Here is a 24,137-nt window from a genome sequence, read left to right on the forward strand (position 1 = left end):
CCGAGTCTAACCCCGCGCTCCCGACGCGGCTCAGCGCACGATCAGAGCCAGACCGAAGGCCGGCTGCTCGACCCCGTCGCGGGTGACCGAACCGTCGACGATCGCTACCGCCACCCCGCCGAAGACGTAGTTGACCAGGGTCTCGCGGTCCTTGAGGCGCACGTCGAAGGCCACCGCGGTGGGCGACGCGTTCTCCGCCGCCGGGACGTTCCAGCTCGCGCGATAGCGACCGGGCCAGCGGAAGAAGCCACCCAGGCTCAGGTTCGAGATCTTGAACGCGGGCTCACCCGTCACCGCGAGGGTCTGCGCGCCCCGGGTGGCGAAGCCCGCAAAGCGTCCCACCAGGGGTCGCAGCGTCCCGCCGGAACGGTGGAAGCGCAGGTCGTCCGCCGTCGCCGCCTCCCCCACGAATGCGTAGACCCCGTGGTAGCCGTCGCCGAACAGATCGGTGTAGGTCTTCACCAGCGGGTTCTTGTCGGGCAGGTGGCAGAACTCGTAGCTGACGCGGCCCTCGAAGCGGCGCTCGCCCAGGGTCAGGCTCGCGCGCGACGAACCCGTGTCGAAGCGCGCCCCGGCGTCCTCGGAGCTGCGCCGAATCTCGATCGGCTGCGCGACCAGCTCCAGACCGTTGGGCGGGCTCGCGACAGTGATACCGGCCAGGGCGGTGCCGGTCACGGCGAAGCTCGCCGTGCTCGGGATGGACTCGTAGCTGACATCGGTGCCGGCCAGGTCTCCGGTGCCGGACAACTTGCGCCAGCCGTCACCCTCGACCCACAGCACGGCAAAGTACTCGGCCTGTTCCTCGGTGCCCTTGCGGCCCCGGTTGGCGTCGAAGGCAAAGACCACACGCCCCTTCTCGTCGCCCCCCGCAAAGCAGAAGAAGTCTGAGAGGTACTCCAGGTCCGTGGCGCTGGCTGCGGGCCCCGGTGCGGCCCCCGCAGCGGGCGCGGCAGGTCCATCCGCGGCGCTCGCGGCACAGGCGGGAGCGGTGAGCAGGGTCGACAGCAGCAGGCTGGTTGCGATTCGAAGCATGGTCGTGTTCCTCGGTTCCCGTGCGGACGGGGGGCGCTTCGAGCCGCGGACGCGGCCGGATGCAGTCGATCTGGCCCGTCCTTGGACAGTGCTGCCCGCCGCAACATCGCGGCGGCTGCGCCGAACGGCCAGGGGCCCCCGGCGCGCCACGCGCAGGGGGCCCCTGGCTCCTATCGGACCGGACGGCCTGCAGAAACGAGCGCCGGCCTACGAGGGTCGACGCGGCTCCTTCCAGAACGGCGGCGTCCTACTTCTGCGCCACGATGTAAGTGACCCAGGCCGGGCAGTTCTCGCCGACGTCCGACTTCTCGAACTCGCCGTTGCCCTCGAGGTAGTCGTCCTCGCCGGCTTCGTCGTCTTCCTCGGTCCCTTCCCAGTAGGAATCGACGCTGCTGAAACCGGCCTCACGCAGGATGTCGACCACCTCAGGCAGGAACCACAGGCGCCAGTCGTAGTCGAACATGTCGCGGATCTCGCTGCCGTCTTCGAAACGGAAGTGGATCTTGCAACGGTAGCGACCGCTGGCAGGGTGGTAGCTGTCCTGGTCCCAGACGTAGGTGAAGTTCGCGCCGTCGATCTCGCGCTCTTCCTCGAGTTCTTCGAAGGCTTCAGGGCCGCCGTAGATGTCCATCACGAACAGGCCCTTGTCGGCCAGGTCCGCGTGGGCCGCCTTGAAGTACTCGAGCAGCACCGCGCGCTCCGTGAAGATCATCCACGAGAAGTTCGGCGCAGTGCGAATGTCGGGCTGGCGGTCGCTCGGCTCGCGCACGTCGCCCAGGTGCAGCTTGAGCCGCGACTCGTGCGCCTTGACGTCGTCGAAGTTGTGGGCGAGGCCCCACTCGATCGGCTCGGGGTCGTTGTCGAAGCCCTCCGCGGTGTTCTTCTTGTTGCGCCGCAGCCACTCGGCCAGCAGGTAGCCGGTGCCGCAGAAGTCCTCGCGCAGGTGCCGCGGCTCCTTGTTGCGCAGCTTCTTGAAGGTGTCGATCAGGAAGTCGACATCGGCGCCGGGCGACTGCACGGCGGCCTGGTACAGCTCGTACTTGTCGGCCGTCGCCGCGGTCAGCCCAGCAACCTTGCGCTTCTTGCCGGCCCCCTTGGCCTTGGCGCCCGCCTTGCCACTCTTCTTCGGACCACTCTTCGTCGGACCATTCTTAGCAGCAGCTGCCGCGGGTCGCTTCGTCGAGGGTTTCCGCTCGGCCTGCTTGCCGGCGCTCTTGCTCTTCTTCTTGGCGGTGCTGCTGGGGCTCATCTCGGTGGTCTTCGGGTCCAGGTTTGCGTGGGGGGGCAGATACTACGCGACGGGCCGGCCTTGTGCGACTGGCCCAGTCATCGCTGCGTGCTCCGAGCGGCTCGCCGCCGCTCAGCGCTGGGCGGGCTGCATGCCCTCGTTCCAGGCCGGAGTCACGGCGCCGGAACCGAGCAGGGCAGCGGCCTTCGCGGAGACGGTCACCGCCTGCTCCATGTGGTCGTAATCAACCGTCCACCACTCGTCGGTGACCTGGTGGTAGTCGTCGTGCAGATCGAACGACGAGAGGGTCTGGGCCACGATGCCTTCCATCACGAAGGCGTAGTTGTCCGAGCGCTGGAAGAAGCGCTGCTCCGGCCGCGGATCGGGGGTCAGCTCCACCCCCAGCTCGGCGCAGAGCGGTCCGACGTTGGTCAGCTCATAGCCCGTGAACCACATGTGACCGGGGCCGCCGACGAGGGCGTCGGGACGCCCGAGCATCTCGAAGTTCAGGTTGTAGATCGTCTCAGCCAGGGGCCTGGCCGGCCTGCGCAGGTACTCGCGGGTGCCGAGCAGCCCGCGCTCTTCGCCCGTGGCCAGCAACGCCACGAAGGTTCGCGCCGGACGCGGACCGAGCGCCAGGGCTTCCGCGACCTCGATCACCGCCGCCACGCCTGACGCGTCGTCGTCGGCGCCGTTGTAGACCAGGTCGGCCTCGGGATCGTCACTCTGGGTCGTGCCGATGTGGTCGAGGTGGGCGCTGAGCACGATCACCTCGCCCGCCAGCTCGGGGTGCGCTTCGCTGCCCGCGCCGGGCAGGATCGCGACCACGTTGTGGGACGACAGCTCCACGCGCTCGGCTTCCAGGGCGATCGCGAGCTTGCCGACCGTGCCCGCTTCGATGCGACCCAGGAACTCCCCGCGGGCGCGCAGCACCGGGAAGATCGCGCCGCCCGTCTCCACTTCCATGCGCGGGCTCGGCAGGCGACCACCCGGGCGACCAGGACTCGAGGGCCCAGGCAGGATCACGAGTGCCGGCGCGTCGTCGCCGCGCGCGGCGAGCTCGGCCAGCACGGAGGCGCGCTCGCTGGTGGAGGCGGGCACGAACAGGGCCTGGTCGGTGAACGGGATCGAGTCGAGGTCCTCGGCCACGACCACGTCGAACTCCCCCGCCAGGGGCGCCCAGGTGACCATCGTGTAGTCGACGCGCCACTCGACGACGGCGTCCGTGCCGACCTCGGCCACGCTCGGATCGACTTCGACGGTGGTCACGGACAGGGGCACGCGCTGGAGGAACGTCCCGTCGTCTCCGCCGGGCTGCCACCCGGCCGCCTCGAGCCGCTCGGCGATGTAGGCCACCGCCAGGGCCTCGCCCGCGCTGCCCGTTTCGCGCCCGGCCAGGAGATCCTGGGACAGGTAGCCCACGTGCGCTTCGAGCTCGAGCGCCGTGACCTCCTCGGTCAAGAGGTCGCGACCCTCGTCGATCCGAGGTCCGCGATCCGGCCGCTCGCGAGGAGCCGCGGCCTCGTCGGTCTCCTGAACTGCCCCATCTTGCGCGCCTGCCGCAGTCGAGGTGAGCCCGACGAGCGCGAGGACGAGCCCCTGCGTCAGACGAGGGGCGTCCAGCGCCAGCCGCAGTCCCTCAGATCGCATCGTCGTCCTCGGACTCCTCGTCTTCGCCCGTGTTGCCCTTGAGCAGCTCGGCGATCGAGGCCAGCACGCGCTCGTTCTCCTTGGCGTCGCGCACCGGGATTCGCAGCGCCCCGGGGATCCCGTGGGGCACCGACACCGCACCCGCGTAGAGGCGCTGATTCAGACGCTCCGCGAACCCCGGAGCGTCGTCGAGCTTCATCAGGATCCAGCTGCCTACCGACGGCATGAGTTCGACGTCGGGGAGGGTGGAAAGACGCGAGTAGAAGCGCTCGTGCTCGTGATTCTCGGCCATGCTTTTTCTCCGTGCTCTGCGGGCCAGCTCCATCGCGGAGCGGCGTTAGGACCCTTTTCGAGCGGTCCTCCGGAGATGAGGGGCGCCGAGTCTACCCTGCTACAACGGATCGCGACACTGGGCCGCTAGACCCTGCGGCGGCGCGCGCTATCGTCGGGACACGATGGGCGACGGGCAAGAGATCGACGGAAGGGCTCGGCCGCGGGGCGACAGGTTCCGGTTGGCCGTCCCCTGCTCGACCTCGAACCTGGGACCCGGTTTCGACCAGTTGGGTCTGTGCCTCTCCCTCTTCCTGCATGTCGAGGTCGGGCCGCGCCCCGCGGGCCAACCGCAGGTCGTCGCGCATTCGAGTCCCAGCGGGCCGAGCAGCAGCGGTCCGGAGCCCAGCCCCGACTGGCCGGAGCCGGGGCGCGACCTGCTCCTGCGCGCCTTCGAGCGTTCGGCTGGTCCCCGGGCGCAGGAGGCCCAGTTGATCGTCGACTCCGAGATCCCGATCGGGCGGGGACTGGGCTCCACCGGCGCGGCCGTGGCGGCGGGGCTCTTGCTCGGCCGAGCGTGGTGCGGCGAGCTCGAACCGGACCGTCGCGGCCTGCTGAACGCAGGGATCGAGCTCGAGGGGCATCCCGACAACGTGACGGCCTCGCTCTTCGGCGGCTGCACGGTCTGCGTCCCGATCGCGGGTGAGCCCGCGCCGCTGATCCAGGTCGACGTGCACCCCGACCTGGGCTTCGCCGCGGCCTGGCCCCGCGAGCCCCTGGCCACCGCGCGGGCCCGTGCCGTGCTCCCGGATCGGGTGCCCTTCGCCGATGCCGTGGAGAACGCGCGGCGAGTGCCCCTGTTGCTCGAGGGGCTGCGTACCGGGAACCCAGCCCTACTGCGCCACGGCACCAGCGACCTGCTCCACGAGCCATACCGCCTGGGCCTCCTGCCCGGCGCGAGTCGCGCCCTGGATGCCGCCCGGCAGGCGGGAGCCTTCGCGGCCAACATCAGCGGCGCCGGCTCCGCCCTCGTGGCGATCGGCCCTCCCGCGCGTCGGGACGAGATCGCCCGGGCCATGGCCGACGAGCTGCGCGCCGCCACGGGCTGGGCCGCTGGACGACCCCTGGACGTGGTCCGAGCGGCGCCCGTCGTCGAGCGCACCTGACGCGCGCCCGGGCCGCTCGGAGGTCCGCTCTATGGGGCCGGCCATGCGGCCCGACCGGCGGCGGCTGCGCCTTCGCGCGCCCCGCTAGCGGGTCAGTCGCCCTCGCCGGACGCGAAGCCGTGGTGGAAACCGGCCACCGGGGAGACTCCGCGGGCGTGGCTGCCCGCGCGACGGGCAGCATCCAGCTGGCGCCCGGCCGCTTCCATGTCGGTCGCACGCACCGCCGCAACCACCTGGGGCGTGGCGTGTAGGGACGGACACAGGCGCCGGAAGCCCAGCGCCAAGAGCAGCGGCACGTTCTCGGGCCGATCGACCAGACCGCCGAAGACGGCGTGCTCGACCCCACTGGTGTGGACCGCCTCGAGGGCGTGGGCCAGGGCCCGCAGGACGAAGGGGTGCAGGCGCTCGAACAACGGACGGAAGACCGGCGCGGTGCGATCGGCGACCATCAGGTGCATCACCAGCGCGTCCACGTTGAAGTGCACGAAGTTGGCGTGCTCGCACAGGTCCTCGAGCCCGAACAGCGCGCCGGGGGTGTCGATGGTGACCCCGAGCTGCACGTCGTCCGCCGGCCTGCGGCCGAGCTTGCGCAGGGACTCGCGCGCGGCCACCAGGGCGTCGCGCACGGCGATGAACGAGTCCACGTCGTCGACGAACGGGATCGCGATGCGGACCGGATCGTCGGCGGCGACCATCAACAGCGCCGCGAGCTGATTCTGCAGCAGCTCGGGCTGCGCGCGCAGGAAGCGCACCCCGGGCTGGCGCGCCGCCGCGGACTTGGCATCCATGAACGGCAGCGGCGTCTTCGCGTCCGCATGCAACAGGCGGAAGCTGACCCGCGCGCCCCCGGCCGCATCGGCGATGGCGCGGTGGTAGGTCTCGAGGCGCGCGACGTCGGGCGCCGTGGACTCGGTCACGAAGGCCATCTCGGTACGCACCAGGCCGATCTCGCGCGCGCCCCACTCGACCACCCGCGCAACCTCGTCGCGGCCGGAGCACAGGGGCAGGATCGCGATCGAGCGGCCGTCGCGGGTGGAGACGTCGTCCAGTCGCTCGACTTCGATCGAGTCGATGTCCGCGCCGGCGGCTTCGATCGAGTCCCAGTCCGCGATCGCCGCCGGGTCGTCGGAGACGCGCAGCACCCCGGCGTCGGCGTCGAGCACGGCCCACTGGCCGTCGCGCAGGGACTCGAACGCCCCCTCCACACCGGTCAGGGCGGGGACGCCCATGGATCGCGCCAGGATCGCCGCGTGGGAGCTGCCGCCGCCCGTCTCGGCCACCAGGCCGGCGACCGCGCCGCGCTCGAGGTCGAACAGGTCCACGACGGAGAGCTCGCGGGCCACGAGGATCCGAGGCCCGTCGTCCGCCGCGGCCACGGGCACCGCCGGGACCGTGTCGGGACCCTCGGGCCCGTCGAGGTTGCGGAGCACGCGCAGGCCCACGTCGCGCAGGTCCGCGGCGCCGCGCCGCAGCTCCTCGGACTTGACCAACCGGAAGATGCGATCGAAGTCCCCCACGACCTTGCCGATCGCAGTCTCGAGGCGCAGTTGGCTCTCGAGGATCAGGTTCTCGACGTCGGCGATGAAGGCGCTGTCCTTGGACAGGGCCAGGTGCGTGTCGAGGATCCTCGCGTCCTCGGCACCGACCTCGTCCTTCAGCCGCTCGCGGAGCTCGCGGAGTTGGTTGCGCGCGCGGCCCAGGGCGCGGCGGAAGCGGTTGAGCTCGTCCTCGACCGCGTCCCGAGCGATGCGCTCGGTGGGCAGGCTACCGAGGGCGTCGGGCACCACCACCAGGCGGCCGGCCACGCGCCCCCGGGAGGCGCGCTCGCCGCGCAGGGTCAGGACCTCGGCCACGGTCGGCGCGCCGGCCGGCTCGGGGGTCCCCTGGATTTCACTCGCCTGGCGCGCGGCCAGGGCTTCCGCCGTTCGAACGTCACTCATCGCGTCGGCAAGTATGCTCTGCCGCCCCGCGGACCCGAAAGGCCCGCCACCCGCCTCATCCGCACATCGACGGATTCGCAAGCCATGCCCCCGACCCTCGACGCCCCCCACGACCGGCTCTCGCGCCTCGCCCAGGCGTCCGGCCTGGCCGCCGCGCTGCTCGCCGGCCTCTTGGCCGCCTGCGCCTCCCCGGGCCCCGGGGCCCTGCACGCGACCGCGCTCCAGGACCCGGCAGCCACTGCGGCCGCCGAGTCGGCCTGGGCCCCGGCGGCCCCCACGGAGCTGTTCGATGTGGTGCGGGTGGTCGACGGCGACACGATCCACATCCAGCGGGCGGGCCAGGTGGAGAAGCTGCGCCTGCTCAACGTGGACACCGAGGAGAAGCTCTCGGGCCGCTCGGACGTGGACCCGCTCAAGCCCGAGACGGTCTTCGGCCAGCAGTGCGCCGATTGGGCGGTGGAGTTCTTCGCCGAGCACAGCCTCGTCGACGGCGTCCAGCGGGTCGGCCTGCTGTTCCCGGGCGGGGTCGAGCGCCGCGACGTCTACGGGCGCCTCCTGTGCCACGTCCTGCTGCCGGACGGCACCGACTTCAACCTGCTGCTGATCGAGCGCGGCAAGAGCCCCTACTTCAACAAGTACGGCAATAGCCTGGTCTGCGACGCCGCGATGCGCGCCGCGCAGACCCGCGCCCGCGCGGCGCGGATCGGCATCTGGAACCCGGCCACCAATCGTGCCGCGAACGAAGCTGGGCCTGAGGTCCTGCGGCCCTACGCCGAGCTCTTGCCCTGGTGGGACGCTCGCGCGGCGGCGGTCGACGCCTACCGCGCGCGGGCCGCGGCGGTGGACAGCGCGGTCGGAGCAGCCGACGACCCCGACGGCCTTGAGGCCCTGCGCCAACGCGCGACCGCGGAGGTGGAGGTCTTCGGCGCGATCGACCGCATCTTCGACGAGGACGACGGCGGCGTGACCCTCCTGCTGCGCGGCGACCGCAGCCGCGCCGTACGCGCGCGCATCGCCGCCGACGCGGTCTCGAAGTTCGACCGCGATGCCCTGGAGCACTCGCGCGAGTCCTTCACCCAGAACTTCCTGTGGTTCCGTGGCAAGCTGCGCACGGATCGCTCCGGCTTCGACATGGTCATCGAGGACCCGGCTCAGATCCACAGCGCCGGGCCCGAGCCCGGGGGCGCCTGAGCCAAGGGGGTCGGCGTCGAGAGCGGGTCTCGGCCAGCCGGGCACGCGCGGCGGGATCCGCTCAACCGGCCAACAGCGCGTTGCCCACCGCGCGCCCCGCGACCACCGCGGCGAGGCCCACGAGGAGCTGGCCGAGGGCGTTGGCCAGGGCCAACCCCGCGCGGCCCTCGCGCAGCAACTCGACGGTCTCGTAGCCGAAGGTCGAGAAGGTCGTGTAGCTGCCGAGGAAGCCGACCACGAGCACCAGGCGCCAAGCGACCGCGGGCTCTTCGCGCGCCTCGAGCCAGGCCACGGCCAGGCCGATCGCCAGGCAGCCCAGCATGTTGGCCGTGACCGTCGCGAGCACCGTGTCCAGGCCCAGCCTACGCGTCACGAAGCCCCCGGTCAGGTAGCGCGCCACGGCCCCGGCGAAGCCGCCCGTGCCCACCAACAGAACCTCGCGCAGTCCGCTCATCGCTCGAAGCTCTCCACCGTCACCGGTCGCACGGTCAGCTCGACCTCGCGCCCCTCGCGCCAGACGAGCAGCGGCACGGCGGATCCGGGCTCGTGCTCGGACAGCTCGACCACCAGGTCGTCGCGATTGCGCACCGGCATCCCCGCCACCTCGAGCACCACGTCGGCAACCACGCTGCCGCTGTCGCTCATGTGCAGACCGCGCAGCCCGGCCACTTCCGCTGGTGAACCCGGCACGACCTCGCCGATCGGGACCCCGTGGTCCAGCCCGAGGTCCAGGAGCAGCCCTCGGTTGGCGATGAACACGCCGATCGCCGTGCGCCCCACCGCTCCGGTCTGGATGATCTGCGGAACGATGCGGTTGACCGTGTCGACGGGGATCGAGAAGCCGACCCCGGCCGACGCGCCCGACGGCGAGAGGATCGCCGTGTTGACGCCGATCAGTCGCCCTGCGCTGTCGAGCAAGGGCCCGCCCGAGTTGCCGGGGTTGATCGCCGCGTCGCTCTGGATCAAGCCGCCGACGACCTCGCCGAGCTCGGTCCGCACGGTCCGGTCGACGCCACTGATGACGCCCGTCGTCAAAGTCTGGTCCAAACCGAACGGATTCCCGATGGCGAACACCTGCTGCCCCACGAGCAGGTCGGACGACTCCCCCACGGCGATCTGCCGCAGTTGCGCGCGGGGCGCATCGATCCGCAGCACCGCCAGGTCGAAGGACGGGGCGGTCCCGATCAGGGTCGCGCTCCATTGGGAGCGATCCGCGAGAGTCACCACGCAGGTGCGCGCGCCGCGGATCACGTGGTTGTTGGTGACGACATGCCCCTCTACGTCCCACAGGAAGCCGCTGCCCGAGCCCTCGGGCCAAAGATCCCCCAGGACCAACTTGCCCAACTCGTCAAGGCGCCGTGAAGACGTATCGATGTGGACCACCGACGGCGCTGCCGCTTGGAAGATCTCGATCGTCGTCCGCTCCTGATCCGAAAGGTCTCCGCGCGGCGTGACCGACCGGGGTACGGCATCCGGATCGAGGAGCGCACGGCCACCGAAGCGATCGACCACCGTCGCCGCGCCCACCACGGCCAGGAGCACGACCAGGCCGATTCCGGCCGCCGTCAGCACGCCCCTCAGCGCGGGGCTCGTGGTCGCGGATGCAAAATGCATGTTCGAGTGGGGTTCGGGCCCTGGGCTGCGCGGATCCCAGTTCCCGGAAGGTCCGAGGGGCCCCGTTGACCCGAGCGCCCCGGCGCGGCGGACTGGGAGTCCGGTCGAAGTCGCCAGGGTGCCAGTTCGGCGCTTGCTACGCCTCGGTCCGGGAGCATGTTAGATCGCAGCCACCTCGAATCGGAGCCCACGTCGGGACCGATCGTCGCCACTCCGCCGCGCGGAGAGTTTCCCCTCGGACGCCGCACGGGCGGCATCGCGGACGTCGTCGACGTGCTCGTGGTCAGCGCCAACGCGGGCCTCGTGAGCAACCTGCGGGCGCTGCTCGGCGGCGATGGGCAGTTCGCCGTCGCGTCCGCGCTCAGCTTCTCGAGCGCCGAGCGCCAACTCCAGGAGACCGCACCGGACGCCATCCTCTTGGACCTGGCCCTCGAGAGTGACGACGCCCTGGCTGGCTTGGAGCGCCTCTCGGCCACGGCTCCGGACCTGCCGCTGATCGCCCTCGACCGTACCGAGTTGGCCGACCGGGCCCTCGAACGCGGCGCCCAGGACCACCTGCCCGCGGACGACCTGAGGTCCGAGGGTCTGCGCCGCGCGGTGCGCCACGCGATTCGGCGCCAGCGGGTGAAGAACGACCACGAGACCGTCTCCAGCGAGCTTCGCAAGGCCAACGCTCGGCTGGCCGAGCTGGCCCTGGTCGACCCGCTGACCTCGCTGCTCAACCGACGCGGCCTGCAGCAGATGTTGACCCGCGAGCTACGCTGGGCTCGGCGCGACGGCTCGGAGCTGGCCCTTTTCCTGGTCGACCTGGACGACTTCCGCCGCATCAACGATTCCTTCGGGCACACGGTGGGCGACATCGTGCTGCGCGAGGTAGCGGAGTGCCTGCGCGATTCCCTGCGCGCCACGGACTACTTGGCCCGCATCGGCGGGGACGAGTTCATGGTGCTGCTGCCGCAGACGCGGCTGGGCGAGGCCCTGCGGGTGGCCGAGAAGGTGCGGCGTTCCGTGGCCAGCACCCCCGTCGCCGTGCGCGAGAGCTCGGTCCACGTCAGCGCCAGCGTGGGCGTGACCCTGGTGGTCGACGAGGGCGTGTCCGTCGACGAGCTGTGGTCCATCGCCCACCAGCGCCTGCGCGCCGACAAGCGCCGGGGACCGAACCGGGTTTGCGGACCCCAGTTCACCGACGTGCCCAATGATGCAGCCGAGCGGGGTGGCGCCGGCTCGCTGGCCGAAGCCCTGCGCGCGGGCCGCTTCCTCCGCATGGCGCGCCAGCCGATCCTGCACCTGCCGGACTCGCGCGTGATCGGCTACGAGATGCTCGCGCGCTCCACCGACGAGGCCTTCGGCGAACCCCAGGACTTCTTCCGTCGGGCATTCGAGGCCGGGGCGCAGACGGCCCTGGACCGACGCTGCTTCGAGCTGGCCGTGCAGACCGCCGGCGAGCTGCGGCCCGAGCACGACTGCTTCTTGAATGTGCTGCCCTCGACCCTGATCGACGTGCCAGTGGAGCACTTCGTCGAGCTCTTGGAGTCGGACGACCGACCGACGCGCTTCGTGGTCGAGATCAGCGAGCAGCAGATCATCGGTGATCCCTCCTACCTGCGCGACGCGGTGGGCGCGTTGCACGCCGCCGGGGCGCGGGTCGCGATCGACGACGTGGGCTTCGGGCGCAGTTGCCTCGAGAGCCTGGTGATGCTCGAGCCGGACCTGATCAAGATCGACCGGCGCTGCATCGACGGGATCGCGACGGCCGGCGAGCGGCGACGCTCCCTGGAGCGGCTGCTGAAGGTCGCGGCGACCCTCGAGGCCCGGGTCGTGGCCGAGGGCATCGAAGCGGACGCCGATCTGGCCGTCCTGCTCGACCTGGGAGTCCCCCTGGGCCAGGGATTCCTGTTCGGCAAGCCCCAGTGATGCCCGGCGCCGCTGGCTGGCCGGATTGGTCCCTCTGAGCTGCCCCGAGCGCGCTCTGCCCCTCTCCTGGTCCGCACGATCGGCCTCTGGGCCACTGCCAGGCGGCCTCGCCCCCTCCCGGAGACGCCCGGCCGAGCCTCGACGAGGGCGGCGATTTCTCGTCCCAGTCGACGGGATCGACACATAGCCCGGCCTGCACCGGTTGATCACCGCGCCCGAGGCGCCGACAATATTCCGCCGGATCGGTCCCCAGGGATCCCTTCCCGCTCGTGAGCGACGTCCCCCTGACGCCGCTCACTCGCAGCGCAACCGCGGCGCGCGCCGCCGCGAACATCCATGCCCACGACCACGTCCTCGTCCCACCCCCACTTCGACGACCGCGGAACCCTCGACTGGTTCAAGACCTTCGCCGAGGCCCAGGCGGCCGCCCGTCGCGACGGCAAGAAGATCCTGATCGAGTACGGTCGCGAAAAGTGCAGCCAGTGCCGCGCCTTCGTCCAGAGCGTGGTGCCTCGCCCCGAGGTCGCCGAGCTCCTGCGCGAGAACTTCGTCGCCCTGGCCTCGGACTGCGACGACCCGGAGGAAGAGGTCGAAGAGCTCGCCATGAAGCTCGAGGACGCGACCACCCTGCCCTTCATCGTCCTCGCGGACGCCAACGGTCAGTTCCTCGAGGGGATCGCCGGCGCGGTCGAGGCGACCACGCTCCAGCGCATGCTGGAACGCCTGACCCAGGACTGACGTCCGCCCCGGGGTAGGCGTTCGTACGGTGCCAGGCACAAAACCGCCGCCTAACCCGGCAGCCCCGCCTGCCCGTCGCCACGCTGCTTGCCGAGCTCACGGTCGCGCAGCTCGCGGCGCAGGATCTTCATCACGCTCGAGCGCGGCAGCTCCGGGATGAATTCCACCTCCGACGGCACCTTGTAGGGCGCCAGGCGTTCGGCGCAGTGGGTGATGACCTCCTCGGCGGTCATGGTCTTGCCGGCCTCGAGCACGACGAAGGACTTCACGTACTCGTTGCCCGAGGGCTTGGGCAGTCCGATGGTCGCCGCCTCCAGGATCGACGGGTGGTCGTGCAGCACGTCGTCGACCTCGTCGGGGAAGACCTTCAGGCCGCCGACGCTGATCATGTCCTTGGTGCGCCCGACGATCTTGAAGTAGCCCTGCTCGTCCATCACCGCCAGGTCGCCGGTGTGCATCCAGCCGCCGGCCAGGGCCTCGGCGCTGGCCTCGGGCTGCTGCCAATAGCCCTGCATGACCTGGGGGCCGCGGACCAGCAGCTGCCCGGCCTCCCCCACCGGCATCACCTGCGCGTCGTCCTCGACGGCCACGATCTTGGCGTCCGTGTCCGAGAGCGGAATGCCGATGGTGCCGATCTTGCGCGTGCCGTGGAACGGGTTGGCGTGGGTCACCGGCGAGGTCTCGGTCATGCCGAAGCCCTCGAGGATCTTGCCGCCGGTGAGTCGCTCGAACTTGGTCTGGACGTCGCTGGGTAGGGGCGCGGACCCGGAGACGCAGACGCGCACGGACGACAGGTCGAAGTCGCCGATGTTCGGCAGCTTGTTGATGTTGGCGAACAGCGCCGGCACGCCCGGGAAGAGACTCACGCGGTGCTTGGCGATGAGCTTGACCACCGTCGGGATGTCGCGTGGGTTGGGCTGCAGCACCTGGTGCGCGCCCATCGACAGGGCCAGGTTCATGGCGACCGTCATCCCGAACACGTGGAACAGGGGCAGGGCGGTCAGGATCACCTCGTCGTGGGGCTGGTCCGAGTTGATCCAAGCCACCAGCTGCTGCACGTTGCTGGTCAGGTTGTGGTGGCTGAGCACCGCGCCCTTGGAACGGCCGGTGGTGCCGCCCGTGTACTGCAGCACCGCGATGTCCTCCGCGGTCGAGGAGATCTCGGGGAAGGACGTGGACTGCCCGGAGAGGAGCTGCTTGAAGCGGTGGATGCCCGGACCATCGGGCACCTTGGCGATGGCCGGCGGGTCCTGTTTGCGCAGCTTGAAGGGCGCCAGGAGGTTGAGCGGGAACTTGAGGTACTCCGGGATCGAGAGGATCACGAAGTGCTTCGCGTTGACCTTGGAGCGCACCTTCGCGACCGTGCTCGCGTAGAGGAAGTCCGCCACGAAGGCCACCTCGACCTGCGCGTCGTTCCACTGGTGCTCGATCTCGGGCGCCGTGTAGAGCGGGTTGGTCAGGGCCACCTTGGCGCCGGCCGCCAGGGCCGCGTGGTAGGCAATCACCGTCTGGGGCAGGTTCGGGGCCATGATCCCCACCGTCGTGCCCTCGCGCACGCCGAGGCCGCGCAGGGCGTTGGCCATACGCGCGACGTCGGCACCCAGCTCGGCGAAGGTCAGGGTGCGGTTGATGAAGGTCACCGCGGGCCGCGGGCCGTTCCCGTCGATACTGCGCCGCAGCATCGCGGTCAGGGTGCCCTGGTCGTAGTCCAGCGACGTGGGGACGCCGGAGTCGTAGTGGCCGTGCCAGATGCGCTCTTGCATGGAGGGCGGTTGTTCCTCGGGTGCGGCCGAATGCGAGCGGAACCACCGTTCTCGCAGGGGGCCGTAGAATGGCGAGCCTACCCGCTGGCCCCCCGATCTCCGCGACATGAAGCAAGCCCCCCGCCTCGCCGCCCTCGCCGCCATCTTCGTTGCCACAGCAACCCCGGGGCACGCAACCCAGCACAAGCACCGTTTTGCGGACGTCTACGAGACCGGCGGCTTCCGGGTCGCGGGCCGGGCCCTGGAGGGTACGGCACCGTTCGAGCGGGTCGAGCGCAGGCGCGTGGACGCCGGCGCGCCGGCCCTGCTCGTCTTCGCGCCGCGCACCGTGCGCGAGCTGGTCCGCATGGACGCCCAGGCCCTCTTGTACGAGTGGCTGCCCCAGGGCGAGCGCGCCTGGCTCGAAGAGCTGCGGGTCGTGGCGGACGGCCATGTGATCGACGCCCGCGAGCTATCGGGCGCGATGGTCGGCGACCCGCGCTTCGGCCACGTGAACGCCGACCTGGAGCGTCTGCCGGAGACCCTCTCGCACCTGCACCGCCACGGGCGCCAGTTCGCCTCGCCCCTGGCGCCGACGCTCGAGGGCGACGCGGCCCTGCTCATGGCCGAGTCCATCGGCGAGCGCGTGAACGACCTCGTCGCCGACCTGCGCGCGACGCCCGACCAGCCCTACGGCCGGGTGGACTTCAGCCTCGACCTGGACCAGATCTTCGCGGGCACGGACCCCGCCGGCAGCCTGCGGCCGGTGACGATCGAGGTCGACTACCGCCTGTCCGACGGACGCCTGGCCACGGCCTGGCGCACCTTCGAGCTGCGCTGGCTCGGCGAGCGCCCGGGCGTCGGCTCCGGTCCCCTCCCGATCGCCGGTGCCAACTTCGAGGTGCACCGCGGCGACCTGCACGTGCACTCCTGCCACGGCGAGGCCGTGGGAGCCTGCGCGCCCAGCTCCAACTGCGCCGCCGAGACCCTGCAGGTCTCGGGCTCGTTCAGCTTCGCCCAGCTCAAGACCCAGTACCAAGCCCTCGGGGTCGACTTCTTCACCTCGACCGATCACAGCTACTGCATCGACGACAACGCCGAGTTCGCCGTGATCGAGGGCGAGCTGGCGGCGATCACCGACGCCGGCTTCATCGCGATCATGGACACCGAGCTGTCCAGCGACGAGGTCGGACCCCAGACCGGCAGCAACAGCGGTGACCTGACCTGCCTGGGCCTGTCCCAGCACAACCACATGGGCGCCCACGGCATCGACACCCGCAAGGCCGGCGGCGGCAGCGGGCTCTTGGGCTGGTGCGACGGGCTCTTCTCCGACGCCCTCGACTCGTTCACGAACAACATCGCCAAGGTACGCGCCGAGGGCGGCTACCCGGTCGTCAACCACGGCACCGCGGACTTCTTCGGCTGGCAGAGCTTCCAGGCCACCACCGGCATCGAGGCCGGCGGCATGCACGGCTGCGAGATCTGGAACGGCGAGTTCGTCTCCGGCCAGGGCGGCGACGTGGGCCAGTGGGTCGACTGGCTGCTCGGGGGTCGCATCCTCTACGGCTACGGAGGCAGCGACACCCACGACGCGGCCTTCGACTTCGGCGTCAACCACGTGCTGGTGCCGCCGGGTGGCTTCTCGACCGCCGGCCTCGAGGCCGCCCTGAAGGCTGGCCGCGTGTTCGTCTCCAACGACGCGACCCTGATCCTCGAAGCGCGCCTGGGCACCCTCGAGCTGCCCATGGGCACCCTGCAGTCCTTCGACCCGGGCACCGTCGCGCCGAACCAGGTGACCCTCGAGGTGACCTACGACTTCGGCGCCAAGCCCAGCCAGATCACGATCTTCACCGGCCGCGTGGGCGACGCGGACGAGACCGTGGCCTGCCAGAGCGCGACACTTTCCGGCGCGGGCAGCTTCGAGTGCACCGTGCCCCTGGAGCTCGGCGCCCGTTCCTGGTTCCGCGCCTACTCCCAGAGCTCCGCCGGCACCGAGGCCGCCTACACCAACCCGGTCTTCTTCCTGCCCAGCTCCTGCGCATGGGCCCCCTACGGCCTGGCCCTGGGCGGCGCCAACGTGGGCAGCCTGTCGAGCGCCACCGGCCCCAGCGTCGGCTCGATCCAGCGTCTGGAGTTCGCCGGGCTCGGCACCTCGCCCGCGGCCGTGGTCGCCGGCGGCCTGCCCCTCGCTGCCCCGGGCCTGCCCTTCGCCGGCGGCTCGCTCCTGCTGCAGCTCCCCGCCCCGATCCTGACCACCGCACCCATGGCCGGCGGCGCCGGCGTCTTCGACGTCGAGCTGCCCCTGATCCCCGCCCTGGTCGGCGCGACTCTCGCCTGGCAAGCGGCGGCGGTGGACGGCACCCAACCGGGCGGGCTGGCCTTCACCAACGGCATCAGCGCGAGCCTCTGCGCGGTGGGCGGCTGAACGGGGGCGGCGGCCGGCGCGCGCGCGCCGGCTGCCACCTGCCGCTCCAGTCGAGATCGCCAGGCTCTGGGCGGGCGCGGCGCCGCTGCACGGGTCGCGGGGCGAGGCCAGGGCCAGGAACGGCTCTGGCGTCAGGTGCGCGCGCATGCCGCCGAGATTCGGTCCGTTCATGCGCCCGACGCCCCACATCTCACAGTCCCCCACCTCGTTCAGCCCGCGCATCTGCACGTTGGGTTTGCTCTCAAAGTCCATCACCTGGGTCCACCGGCTGCCGTCCCAGCGGTAGACGCCCAGTTCGCCGCAGGTGCCCGAGCTGGAGACGAGGTCACCGCTGGCGCGGTGCACCAGGGAGCTGCCGCCCCCGGGAGCCGACACCTGGATCCAGGACGATCCGTCCCAGTGCACGAACAGCGGCACGCGCGCCGGGATCAGGCCCTGGATCTCCGTGTAGAAGTCGCTGGCCCAGACGTCGTCGCTCGCGATGGCCGAGGCGGCGACCAGCGAGTAACCTCCGCCGCAGTCAGCCAGGCTCTCGCCCTCGCGCGACCGGTACTTTTCATCGATCGCCGACGTGATCGTTGAGCACATGCATTGGGGGCTGTCCTCCCCTCCAAGGCCGCTTCAGCCATCCCTTTCACCAGGGCCCGGAGCCTGGCCCAAGCCCCGGTACCTGATTCCGACTAGTGTCCTGGATCAGAATTTCGGCGTCACTGCCCGGAGGTCCGATCGATGCTGGCTAGGCGCGCCGACGACGCGTATCCGCTGCGATACTCGGAGGAGGCGCAACGACGCCAGCGGCGATCGGAGCCCGGGAAGTGACGCCGAATTTCTGATCCAGGACACTAGTGGGGTGAGTCAAAGCTTCGACTCATTTGTTTGCCGGGAACGAGTGGCGTTCGCTGTGTCGCAGTAGCGGCGGAGGCTGGCGAGGATCTGGTCTGCGGTCTTGGTCCAGACGTACGGCTTCGGCTCGTCGTTGTGGGCATCGATGAACGCCCTCACGTCCTTCTCGAGCGCAGCCGTACTTCGATGGACGCCGCGCTCAGTCACTCGCCGGGAGACGATCGAGAACCAGCTCTCGACGAGGTTGAGCCAGGACGACGTCGTCGGCGTGAAGTGCACGTGAAATCGGGGTCGGCGTAGCAGCCACCGCTTCACGGCTGGCGTCTTGTGCGTGGCGTAGTTGTCCATCACGAGGTGGACGTCCAGCTCCTTGGGCACGGACTGCTCGATCTCGCCCAGGAACTTCAGGAACTCCTTCGACCTGTGTCGACGGAAGCACTTGCCGATGACTCGCCCCGTGGCGATGTCGAGCGCTGCGAACAGCGACGTCGTCCCGTGGCGCACGTAGGTATTCGAGCGTCGCTCCGGGTGCGTCGGCGTCATCGGCAGCAGGGGCTGAGTGCGATCCAGTGCCTGCATCTGGGACTTCTCGTCGACGCAGAGCACGAGCGCATTGTCCGGAGGGCTCATGTACAGTCCCACGATGTCCCGGACCTTCTCGACGAACTGAGGGTCGCGGGACAAGGAGAAGGACTCGCTGCGGTCTGGACGAAGGCTGAAGGCCTTCCAGATCCGCGCCACAGCGCTCTGAGACAATCCGAGCTCGTTCGCGACTTGGCGGGAGCTCCAGTGGGTCCCGGTTTTCGGCGTACGGTGGAGCGTCATGTCCACGACGCGGGCGACATCGTCATCTGAGACGCTCCTCGGCCGTCCAATCCGAGGCTCGTCGTACAGCGCGTCCAGACGCTCCTTCACGAATCGGCGACGCCAGCGACCAACGGTCTGAAAGTGCAGCCCCAACTCGTCGGCGACATCGGTATTGTCCAGCCCCTTCGCACAGCGAAGGATGGCGCGCGCCCGCACCGCCACTGCCGCAGGCGTCGAGCGACGCCGAACCAGCCGATTCAACTCCGCGCGCTCCTGCTCGGACAACACGAGCTTCGCCTTCGGCCGTCCCATCTTGGTCGTCATGATGCAACCATCGGCGCGGCCGAGCCCGACTTGCCCGAAACTTGCAACTTATTAGTCGAATCTTTGACTCGCCCCACTAGCCGTTCGTAATTGGGCCCCATCGTCTCCGCGGGAACAGCCTTGCAATCCCGACTGGGAGGGGACCATCGTCCTTCGGCGGATCACTCCAGTGAGATTCGAGTAGTCAACCGCCGCTTGCGATCGACATCGAATCAACCGAACTGGAGCAAGTTCCCGTGCGTTCACACGACTACCTGGCCGTACTGTCCCCCATCGTCCAAGCCGCGCTCCCAGCCACCGCGCAGACGCCCCAGACCCCTTGCGGCGACCACAGTCCCGGCTAGTCGGTTCCCGCTTCAACCCAGGTGAACGGATCCGGCGCAACTGGCGCCGCCGCTACGAACCAAGCCAAGGCCAACCTGTTGCCCGTCGGCCTTCATTGCGGTGGGATCCGCAGTGGGCAGAACGAGACATGCGACCAAGACACAGGCTGGCGCAATGGAGTCGAGCCCACCACCACCACGCCGGTATGGGACCCGATTCAAGGCGATTGGAACTCAACTGCTTCGGTCGGCGGTTCGTCGTTGGTCGGCTGGATCACCTGCTCAGATTGCTACTACGTCGACCCGGGCGAACTGTAGAACTCCCGACTTCGACTCGCCTGAGGATCGGCGCGGAGTGGCCCAGGGGCGATCCCGCATTCGGATCGGCTTCGCCTCGACTGCCGTACCTGGCCGTTCGAGGCGAATCAGAGTCCGATTCAGGTGACTGAACCGTGTTTGCAATGAGAACCCGTCGCACATCACTGCTGTTGCTAGCCTCGATCGCGCTGCCACTGGGCGCAATCTGGTTCCTGTCGAGGCTAGGGGGCGGCTCGAGCGAGCAAGACCAGGAGCCGGGTCGCGCGAGCGGCGGCCCTCCCGAGGCTGAGGCACCCGAGGCAGAGGCACCCGAGGCAGAGGCACCCGAGGCAGGGGCACCCGAGGTTGGGCCCGAGGTTCTCGGATTGCACGACAACAGTCGGTCAACCGGGACGTCACCCGATCGCGAAGCAGTGCCTCCGCAGATGAAGGCGATGGTCTTTCGCTTCCACGTGCCGGATTCACGCAACGAATCGCCTCCGGGCGTCGAAGGTCTCCCGGGCCGAAAGCCGGCGCCCGTCGACGGAGTTGCCCGGATGCGGTTCGTCAGCCCATTCGACGGCGAGATCGCCATTCGAGTGGAAGACGGGTCGGCACGGGTCGAAATCCCGCCTTCCCAACTGCCTGTCGAGTGGTACGAGTCCCTCGAGCAGCAGAGCGTGGATGTCGCGTTCGATTCGCGCGGCGAACTGCGCTCCAGCTCGGGTAGTGGGGTACTCGAGATCGTCGACGTCACAAGATCGGAGATCCCATTGTGCTTCGACGTGCGACTGGAGTCGCCCGCGGAGTGGGACGTGCGAGTGGTCAGCTCGACGGGCGAGCAGATTCCAGACTCCGCGATCCAGGTCTTGCTGACGCCGGGCTCCAGGTGGCTCGCGCCCGCATTGGCCGCTCCCTCCGAGCATGCCGAGCCCTGTCCGTTGGACGCGCGCGACGGCGTCGTCAGCCTTCCGGCGCTCGAGAATCCGAACGGGATCTACTGGCTCGGCGCTGAAGGCTACAGCTGGACCCCGTTCCGCTGGTCTCGGCGCGGTGAGCTTGGTCACCTGGTCGAGCTGGACGCACCTGCACGCTTGACCCTCGACGCTCCGGCATCGCTGGCCCAGGTCGAATGCGACGTGCTCCTGTTCCACCCGTCGCGGATGTGGGGCGAACGCCCCCTGCTCAGGCTCCCTTACTGGCTCGGTAGGAACTCGCACGTCGCGATCCCGTCGGGCCGCCACCTCGTCGTCGTTCGGCTTCCGGGGCACGAGTCCAAGCCCCTGGCATGGCCCACGGAACTGATCGCCGAACCCGGCCGGGACTATCGGATGGAGCTCTGGAGCACGACCGATGCCCGCGCCGTATCGATCGCCATCTCGGTGAATCCGCAGGCCCCACCCTTCGATTGGACCCTCTGGCTGCTGGGCGACGGCACTCCTGGCACAAGCAAGCGAGTGGTCGCTGCCTCGGCTGAGGACGACTTCGGGACGCCAGAGAGGACCATTACCTGGACCGCGCTGCCTCTCGGCTTCTATGCGCTCCAGATCGATTCGGGTGTCTCCCTCGCGTTCCGTGTGAACCCAAGTTCGACCGTCATGGAGGCAGGCTTCGATCTGCAGGACTTCGTGGAGGTCGGCGTCTACTTGCCGCCGAGTCAGACGAGCGAAGGGGGCGCCCCGTCGCTCCCAGCGGCCGAGCCCGTCTGGGTCAGGGGCTCGATCGTCCTCGGGGACACCAGCGACTGGCCGACGATTCCTTTCCCCGCAGCCGAGCTGGGCGCGCCGGAAGCTCGAGTCGTCATGGTCCGCGGTCCCAGGGCATCGCAGCTCAGGATCTCCTACTCCGACGGCCCCGGTGTCGAAGGGGCAGTGCTCCATCTCGGCGACGCCAACCATGAAGAGGTCGAGCCACGCCCTCGTGCCATGCTGATCTGGTCGAAGGACGAGCCCCGCCCCCCGATGGGATGGCTCTCGGGCGTGCTCCTCGAGCGACGCGATGGCACGCGCTCGTCGGACCCGCCGGTCACCTTCACGGACGAGGTCGGGATCACTGGCGTCGGATCGGACGATCCTGATGTATCCAGGATCTACCTTCCTGCCTTCGCGGAGAATCAGTCCATCGGCGCCTGGTATCCGCTGCCGGGCCCACCGTCGACGACACGAATCCGTGACCTCTGAGACGGCGAGCCGTACCTGAGCGATCCGGTCGCTGGGGACTGGCGAAGCTGGGCCAAGGGTCCGCCCGTCGAGTTGACGCACCGCACGCTCCTGTCGATGCAGCGGATTGACCGTCGCTGCCTGGGGCGCTTCCGACGGCATGCTCCATTGGGGACTCTCGAGCCCGCGATGGCGCTCGAAGGCGTGACGGCAGACTGCCGACCGCGCACGCCTTCGAGCTTGCGATCAGTCGCCGATCGAGAGATCGACGCCCCCCGCCAGGACGATGTCCAGAGCCGACGGATCCACGAAGACCCCCTGGCTGTAGAGCTTCGCGCCGAGCAGCGCCGCGTCCATCGGGATCGGCACGTCGATCAGCGCGGGTGCGCCGGGGCCGCCCCAGACGGCGGGGCCGAGCAGGATCGGGGTGCTCGCCGAGTCGATCAGGATCTCGCCGCTCTGGCTGCCGGGGCCGAAGTCCGGCAGCAGGGTGCCGCAGGGGAAGCCGGGGGCGGGCTGCAGTGAGACGGCCAGGACCGCCAGGCTGCCGGGCATCAGACCCGCCTGGTTCGCCGGGTCGTCGAGGCGCACCGACATGGGGTGGCCGATCTGAGGCGCCGGCGAGATCGCCAGGCTCTGGGCGGGAGCGGTCCCGCTGCACGGGTCGCGCGGAAGGGCCAGGGCCAGGAACGGCTCCGGCGTCAGGTGCGCCCGCATGCCGCCCGGGCTCAGGCCGTTCATTCGGCCGACGCCCCACATCTCGCAGTCCCCCACCTCGTTCAGCCCGCGCATCTGCACGTTGGGCGTGCTCTCGAAGTCCATCACCTGGGTCCACTGGCTGCCGTCCCAGCGGTAGACGCCCTGCTCGCCGTAGGTGCCCGAGCTCGAGACGAGGTCGCCGCTGGCGCGGTGGACCAGGGTGCTGCCCCCGCCGGGAGACGCGTATTGGGTCCAGGATGATCCGTCCCAGTGCACGAACAGCGGCACGCGCACGGCCAAGAGGCCCTGGATCTCGGTGTAGAAGCCGCTGGCCCACACGTCGTCGCTGGCGATGGCCTCGACCGCGTAGATCTGCTGGTCGATGCCGGGGGTCGGCCCGGGCACGTGCTCCCAGGTCGAGCCGTCCCAGTGCGCCAGGTAGGAGTAGGGCGTGAAGTCGCCGTCGTGGGCACCGCCACCGGCCCAGATGTCGTCGCTCGCGATCGCGGAGGCGGCGATCAGCGAGTGACCCCCGCCGTAGCCGATCTTGTTGTCGAAGAAGGGCGTGTCGACCACCGTGAAGTCACTGCCGTCCCAGTGCATGGCGAGGGAGCGCTGCTCGCCCAGGGCACTGGCCTGGAAGCCGAGCCACTCGCCGAAGAACCAGATGTCGTCCGGCGCGACGACCTCGATGTCGTTCACGTGGGGACCGCTGCCACCGGAGGTCTGGGGCGCGGGGACGACCTCCCAGCTCGTGCCGTCGAAGTGCAGCACGAGGATCTGCGAGCCGACGAATCCGTCGGGGCTGACCACGCGGGCGCTGCCGGCCGCCCACACGTCGTCGGACGCGACGACTGCCACCGCATTGAGGGTCGAATAGCCGCCTCCGGGATACGGCTCGGGGTGCGGCAGGTCGGCGACGGTCCAGGTCGTGCCGTCGAAGTGCTCGGCGTAGACATAGGTCTCGCTGACGATGGGGAAGTCGAACTCGAAGCGCCAGCCGACGGCCCACACGTCGTCGGGCCCGGTGCCCTCGACGTCGGTGAACATCACACCCGACTGAATCGCCGGTTGCGGCACGATGTCCCAGTCACCGCAGGGATCCGACCCGGCCTGGAGCGGCGTGTCGTCGAGCCCGTAGAGCTCGAAGGCGAGGTCCGCGTCGAGGTCGTAGGTGTAGCTGCTCTGGTAGGGAACCCACGGGCCGCCGGGCTCGTGGCGGACCACGAAGGGGTTGTCGTTGGGCTGGCCAAAGTTCGAGATCGACCAGTCCCAGATGCCCGTCACGTCGACCTGCACCGAGAGGTAGGCGCGGTCGGTGGAGACGAAGGGGGGATCCAGGGTCATGTCGATCAGCGTCGGGCCCTTCAGCACGACGAGGTCCGGGTCGCCGTCGACGAAGGTCTCTTCACGCAGCAGTGCGCCGGGCCCCTGGGGCGTCCAGGCATAGAGGCGCAGCGTCGCCGCGTGGAAGGTCCCCGGGGCGCACGGCAGGCAGCCGCTTCCGAACGCCCGCACGCGGTGCACGTCCCCCACCACGTGGAAGTCGTCCGCGGCCTCGAGGAAGTCGGGAGCGACGACCGAGGGCACGGTGGCCCAGTAGTGGACCTGCTGCTGCAGGAGCAGTTCGAGCGGGCCGGTCTGGGCGAGCGCGAGCGGGGCCGCGAGCGCCGTGGCGCCGAGGGCGGGGAGGAGGGATCGAAGCATGGTTGGTTGGAGGTGTGGGCGGTGAGCGGGCGACTCTCCACCTGGGGGCAAACTCCGTTCCACCCCGC

Annotated in this window: 16 protein-coding genes; 6 read left to right on the forward strand and 10 right to left on the reverse strand. The window is 70.0% G+C overall.

What is annotated here, in order from left to right; translation table 11 throughout:
- Positions 1-30: 30 nt before the first annotated feature.
- The 4 genes from Pla133_RS16765 to Pla133_RS16780 all read right to left on the reverse strand — a co-directional run bounded on the left by Pla133_RS16765 (position 31) and on the right by Pla133_RS16780 (position 4,202).
- Complete coding sequence (locus tag Pla133_RS16765; RefSeq protein WP_145067295.1) at positions 31-1,032, reverse strand: hypothetical protein; 1,002 nt, start codon at positions 1,030-1,032, stop codon at positions 31-33.
- A gap of 247 nt (positions 1,033-1,279) precedes the next feature.
- Positions 1,280-2,281: a class I SAM-dependent methyltransferase gene (locus tag Pla133_RS16770; protein WP_145067298.1), complete on the reverse strand. Its 1,002-nt coding sequence runs from the start codon at positions 2,279-2,281 to the stop codon at positions 1,280-1,282.
- Between the two features lie 111 nt (positions 2,282-2,392).
- Complete coding sequence (locus Pla133_RS16775; RefSeq protein ID WP_145067300.1) at positions 2,393-3,910, reverse strand: M28 family peptidase; 1,518 nt, start codon at positions 3,908-3,910, stop codon at positions 2,393-2,395.
- On the reverse strand, positions 3,900-4,202 hold the full coding sequence (locus tag Pla133_RS16780) for a hypothetical protein (protein ID WP_145067302.1): 303 nt from the start codon (positions 4,200-4,202) through the stop codon (positions 3,900-3,902). The genes Pla133_RS16775 and Pla133_RS16780 overlap by 11 nt, the downstream gene beginning before the upstream one ends.
- A gap of 163 nt (positions 4,203-4,365) precedes the next feature.
- On the opposite strand from Pla133_RS16780, the gene thrB reads away from it, so the two are divergent.
- Entirely contained in the window at positions 4,366-5,346 is a 981-nt protein-coding gene (gene thrB / locus Pla133_RS16785) for a homoserine kinase (RefSeq protein ID WP_145067304.1), read from the forward strand.
- A 92-nt stretch (positions 5,347-5,438) separates the two neighbouring features.
- On the opposite strand, the gene Pla133_RS16790 is transcribed toward thrB, so the two are convergent.
- On the reverse strand, positions 5,439-7,286 hold the full coding sequence (locus tag Pla133_RS16790; RefSeq protein ID WP_145067306.1) for a putative PEP-binding protein: 1,848 nt from the start codon (positions 7,284-7,286) through the stop codon (positions 5,439-5,441).
- Between the two features lie 84 nt (positions 7,287-7,370).
- On the opposite strand from Pla133_RS16790, the gene Pla133_RS16795 reads away from it, so the two are divergent.
- Positions 7,371-8,477, forward strand: coding sequence for a thermonuclease family protein (locus Pla133_RS16795; protein WP_145067308.1), 1,107 nt, complete (start codon positions 7,371-7,373; stop codon positions 8,475-8,477).
- Positions 8,478-8,538: 61 nt separating this feature from the next.
- On the opposite strand, the gene crcB is transcribed toward Pla133_RS16795, so the two are convergent.
- The gene (gene crcB, locus Pla133_RS16800; protein ID WP_145067310.1) at positions 8,539-8,931 is read right to left on the reverse strand and encodes a fluoride efflux transporter CrcB; all 393 of its coding nucleotides are present in this window, start codon (positions 8,929-8,931) and stop codon (positions 8,539-8,541) included.
- Positions 8,928-10,091 carry a S1C family serine protease gene (locus Pla133_RS16805; protein ID WP_145067313.1) on the reverse strand — a complete coding sequence of 388 codons (1,164 nt, stop codon included), beginning with the start codon at positions 10,089-10,091 and terminating at the stop codon, positions 8,928-8,930. Before Pla133_RS16805 ends, crcB begins: the two co-directional genes overlap by 4 nt.
- 156 nt (positions 10,092-10,247) lie before the next feature.
- Here Pla133_RS16805 and Pla133_RS16810 point away from each other — a divergent pair, with 156 nt between their 5' ends.
- Entirely contained in the window at positions 10,248-12,005 is a 1,758-nt protein-coding gene (locus Pla133_RS16810) for a diguanylate cyclase (RefSeq protein ID WP_145067315.1), read from the forward strand.
- 336 nt (positions 12,006-12,341) lie between these two features.
- On the forward strand, positions 12,342-12,743 hold the full coding sequence (locus Pla133_RS16815; protein ID WP_145067317.1) for a thioredoxin family protein: 402 nt from the start codon (positions 12,342-12,344) through the stop codon (positions 12,741-12,743).
- Between the two features lie 50 nt (positions 12,744-12,793).
- Here Pla133_RS16815 and Pla133_RS16820 read toward each other — a convergent pair whose 3' ends face one another.
- Positions 12,794-14,506 (reverse strand): long-chain-fatty-acid--CoA ligase, encoded by a 1,713-nt coding sequence (locus tag Pla133_RS16820; RefSeq protein ID WP_419191634.1) that lies wholly within the window; start codon positions 14,504-14,506, stop codon positions 12,794-12,796.
- A gap of 106 nt (positions 14,507-14,612) precedes the next feature.
- Here Pla133_RS16820 and Pla133_RS16825 point away from each other — a divergent pair, with 106 nt between their 5' ends.
- The gene (locus tag Pla133_RS16825; protein ID WP_145067321.1) at positions 14,613-16,910 is read left to right on the forward strand and encodes a CehA/McbA family metallohydrolase; all 2,298 of its coding nucleotides are present in this window, start codon (positions 14,613-14,615) and stop codon (positions 16,908-16,910) included.
- A gap of 855 nt (positions 16,911-17,765) precedes the next feature.
- On the opposite strand, the gene Pla133_RS16830 is transcribed toward Pla133_RS16825, so the two are convergent.
- A complete protein-coding gene (locus tag Pla133_RS16830; RefSeq protein ID WP_145070953.1) occupies positions 17,766-18,872 on the reverse strand; it encodes an IS630 family transposase in 1,107 nt (368 codons plus the stop codon).
- Between the two features lie 1,189 nt (positions 18,873-20,061).
- On the opposite strand from Pla133_RS16830, the gene Pla133_RS26430 reads away from it, so the two are divergent.
- Complete coding sequence (locus Pla133_RS26430; protein ID WP_419191635.1) at positions 20,062-21,684, forward strand: hypothetical protein; 1,623 nt, start codon at positions 20,062-20,064, stop codon at positions 21,682-21,684.
- 225 nt (positions 21,685-21,909) lie between these two features.
- Here Pla133_RS26430 and Pla133_RS16840 read toward each other — a convergent pair whose 3' ends face one another.
- Positions 21,910-24,069: a beta propeller repeat protein gene (locus Pla133_RS16840; RefSeq protein ID WP_145067323.1), complete on the reverse strand. Its 2,160-nt coding sequence runs from the start codon at positions 24,067-24,069 to the stop codon at positions 21,910-21,912.
- Positions 24,070-24,137 lie beyond the last annotated feature (68 nt).

The organism is Engelhardtia mirabilis, from assembly GCF_007748095.1.
GTDB lineage: Bacteria > Planctomycetota > UBA1135 > UBA1135.

What these genes read in the sequence shown, in the direction of transcription:
- Pla133_RS16770 (WP_145067298.1), bottom strand. Translation starts at nt 2,281, where the DNA reads ATGAGCCCCAGCAGCACCGCCAAGAAGAAGAGCAAGAGCGCCGGCAAG.
- Pla133_RS16820 (WP_419191634.1), bottom strand. Translation starts at nt 14,506, where the DNA reads ATGCAAGAGCGCATCTGGCACGGCCACTACGACTCCGGCGTCCCCACG.
- Pla133_RS16780 (WP_145067302.1), bottom strand. Translation starts at nt 4,202, where the DNA reads ATGGCCGAGAATCACGAGCACGAGCGCTTCTACTCGCGTCTTTCCACC.
- thrB (WP_145067304.1), top strand. Translation starts at nt 4,366, where the DNA reads ATGGGCGACGGGCAAGAGATCGACGGAAGGGCTCGGCCGCGGGGCGAC.
- Pla133_RS26430 (WP_419191635.1), top strand. Translation starts at nt 20,062, where the DNA reads ATGCGGTTCGTCAGCCCATTCGACGGCGAGATCGCCATTCGAGTGGAA.
- Pla133_RS16790 (WP_145067306.1), bottom strand. Translation starts at nt 7,286, where the DNA reads ATGAGTGACGTTCGAACGGCGGAAGCCCTGGCCGCGCGCCAGGCGAGT.
- Pla133_RS16775 (WP_145067300.1), bottom strand. Translation starts at nt 3,910, where the DNA reads ATGCGATCTGAGGGACTGCGGCTGGCGCTGGACGCCCCTCGTCTGACG.
- Pla133_RS16830 (WP_145070953.1), bottom strand. Translation starts at nt 18,872, where the DNA reads ATGGGACGGCCGAAGGCGAAGCTCGTGTTGTCCGAGCAGGAGCGCGCG.
- crcB (WP_145067310.1), bottom strand. Translation starts at nt 8,931, where the DNA reads ATGAGCGGACTGCGCGAGGTTCTGTTGGTGGGCACGGGCGGCTTCGCC.
- Pla133_RS16795 (WP_145067308.1), top strand. Translation starts at nt 7,371, where the DNA reads ATGCCCCCGACCCTCGACGCCCCCCACGACCGGCTCTCGCGCCTCGCC.
- Pla133_RS16815 (WP_145067317.1), top strand. Translation starts at nt 12,342, where the DNA reads ATGCCCACGACCACGTCCTCGTCCCACCCCCACTTCGACGACCGCGGA.
- Pla133_RS16825 (WP_145067321.1), top strand. Translation starts at nt 14,613, where the DNA reads ATGAAGCAAGCCCCCCGCCTCGCCGCCCTCGCCGCCATCTTCGTTGCC.
- Pla133_RS16840 (WP_145067323.1), bottom strand. Translation starts at nt 24,069, where the DNA reads ATGCTTCGATCCCTCCTCCCCGCCCTCGGCGCCACGGCGCTCGCGGCC.
- Pla133_RS16805 (WP_145067313.1), bottom strand. Translation starts at nt 10,091, where the DNA reads ATGCATTTTGCATCCGCGACCACGAGCCCCGCGCTGAGGGGCGTGCTG.
- Pla133_RS16810 (WP_145067315.1), top strand. Translation starts at nt 10,248, where the DNA reads ATGTTAGATCGCAGCCACCTCGAATCGGAGCCCACGTCGGGACCGATC.
- Pla133_RS16765 (WP_145067295.1), bottom strand. Translation starts at nt 1,032, where the DNA reads ATGCTTCGAATCGCAACCAGCCTGCTGCTGTCGACCCTGCTCACCGCT.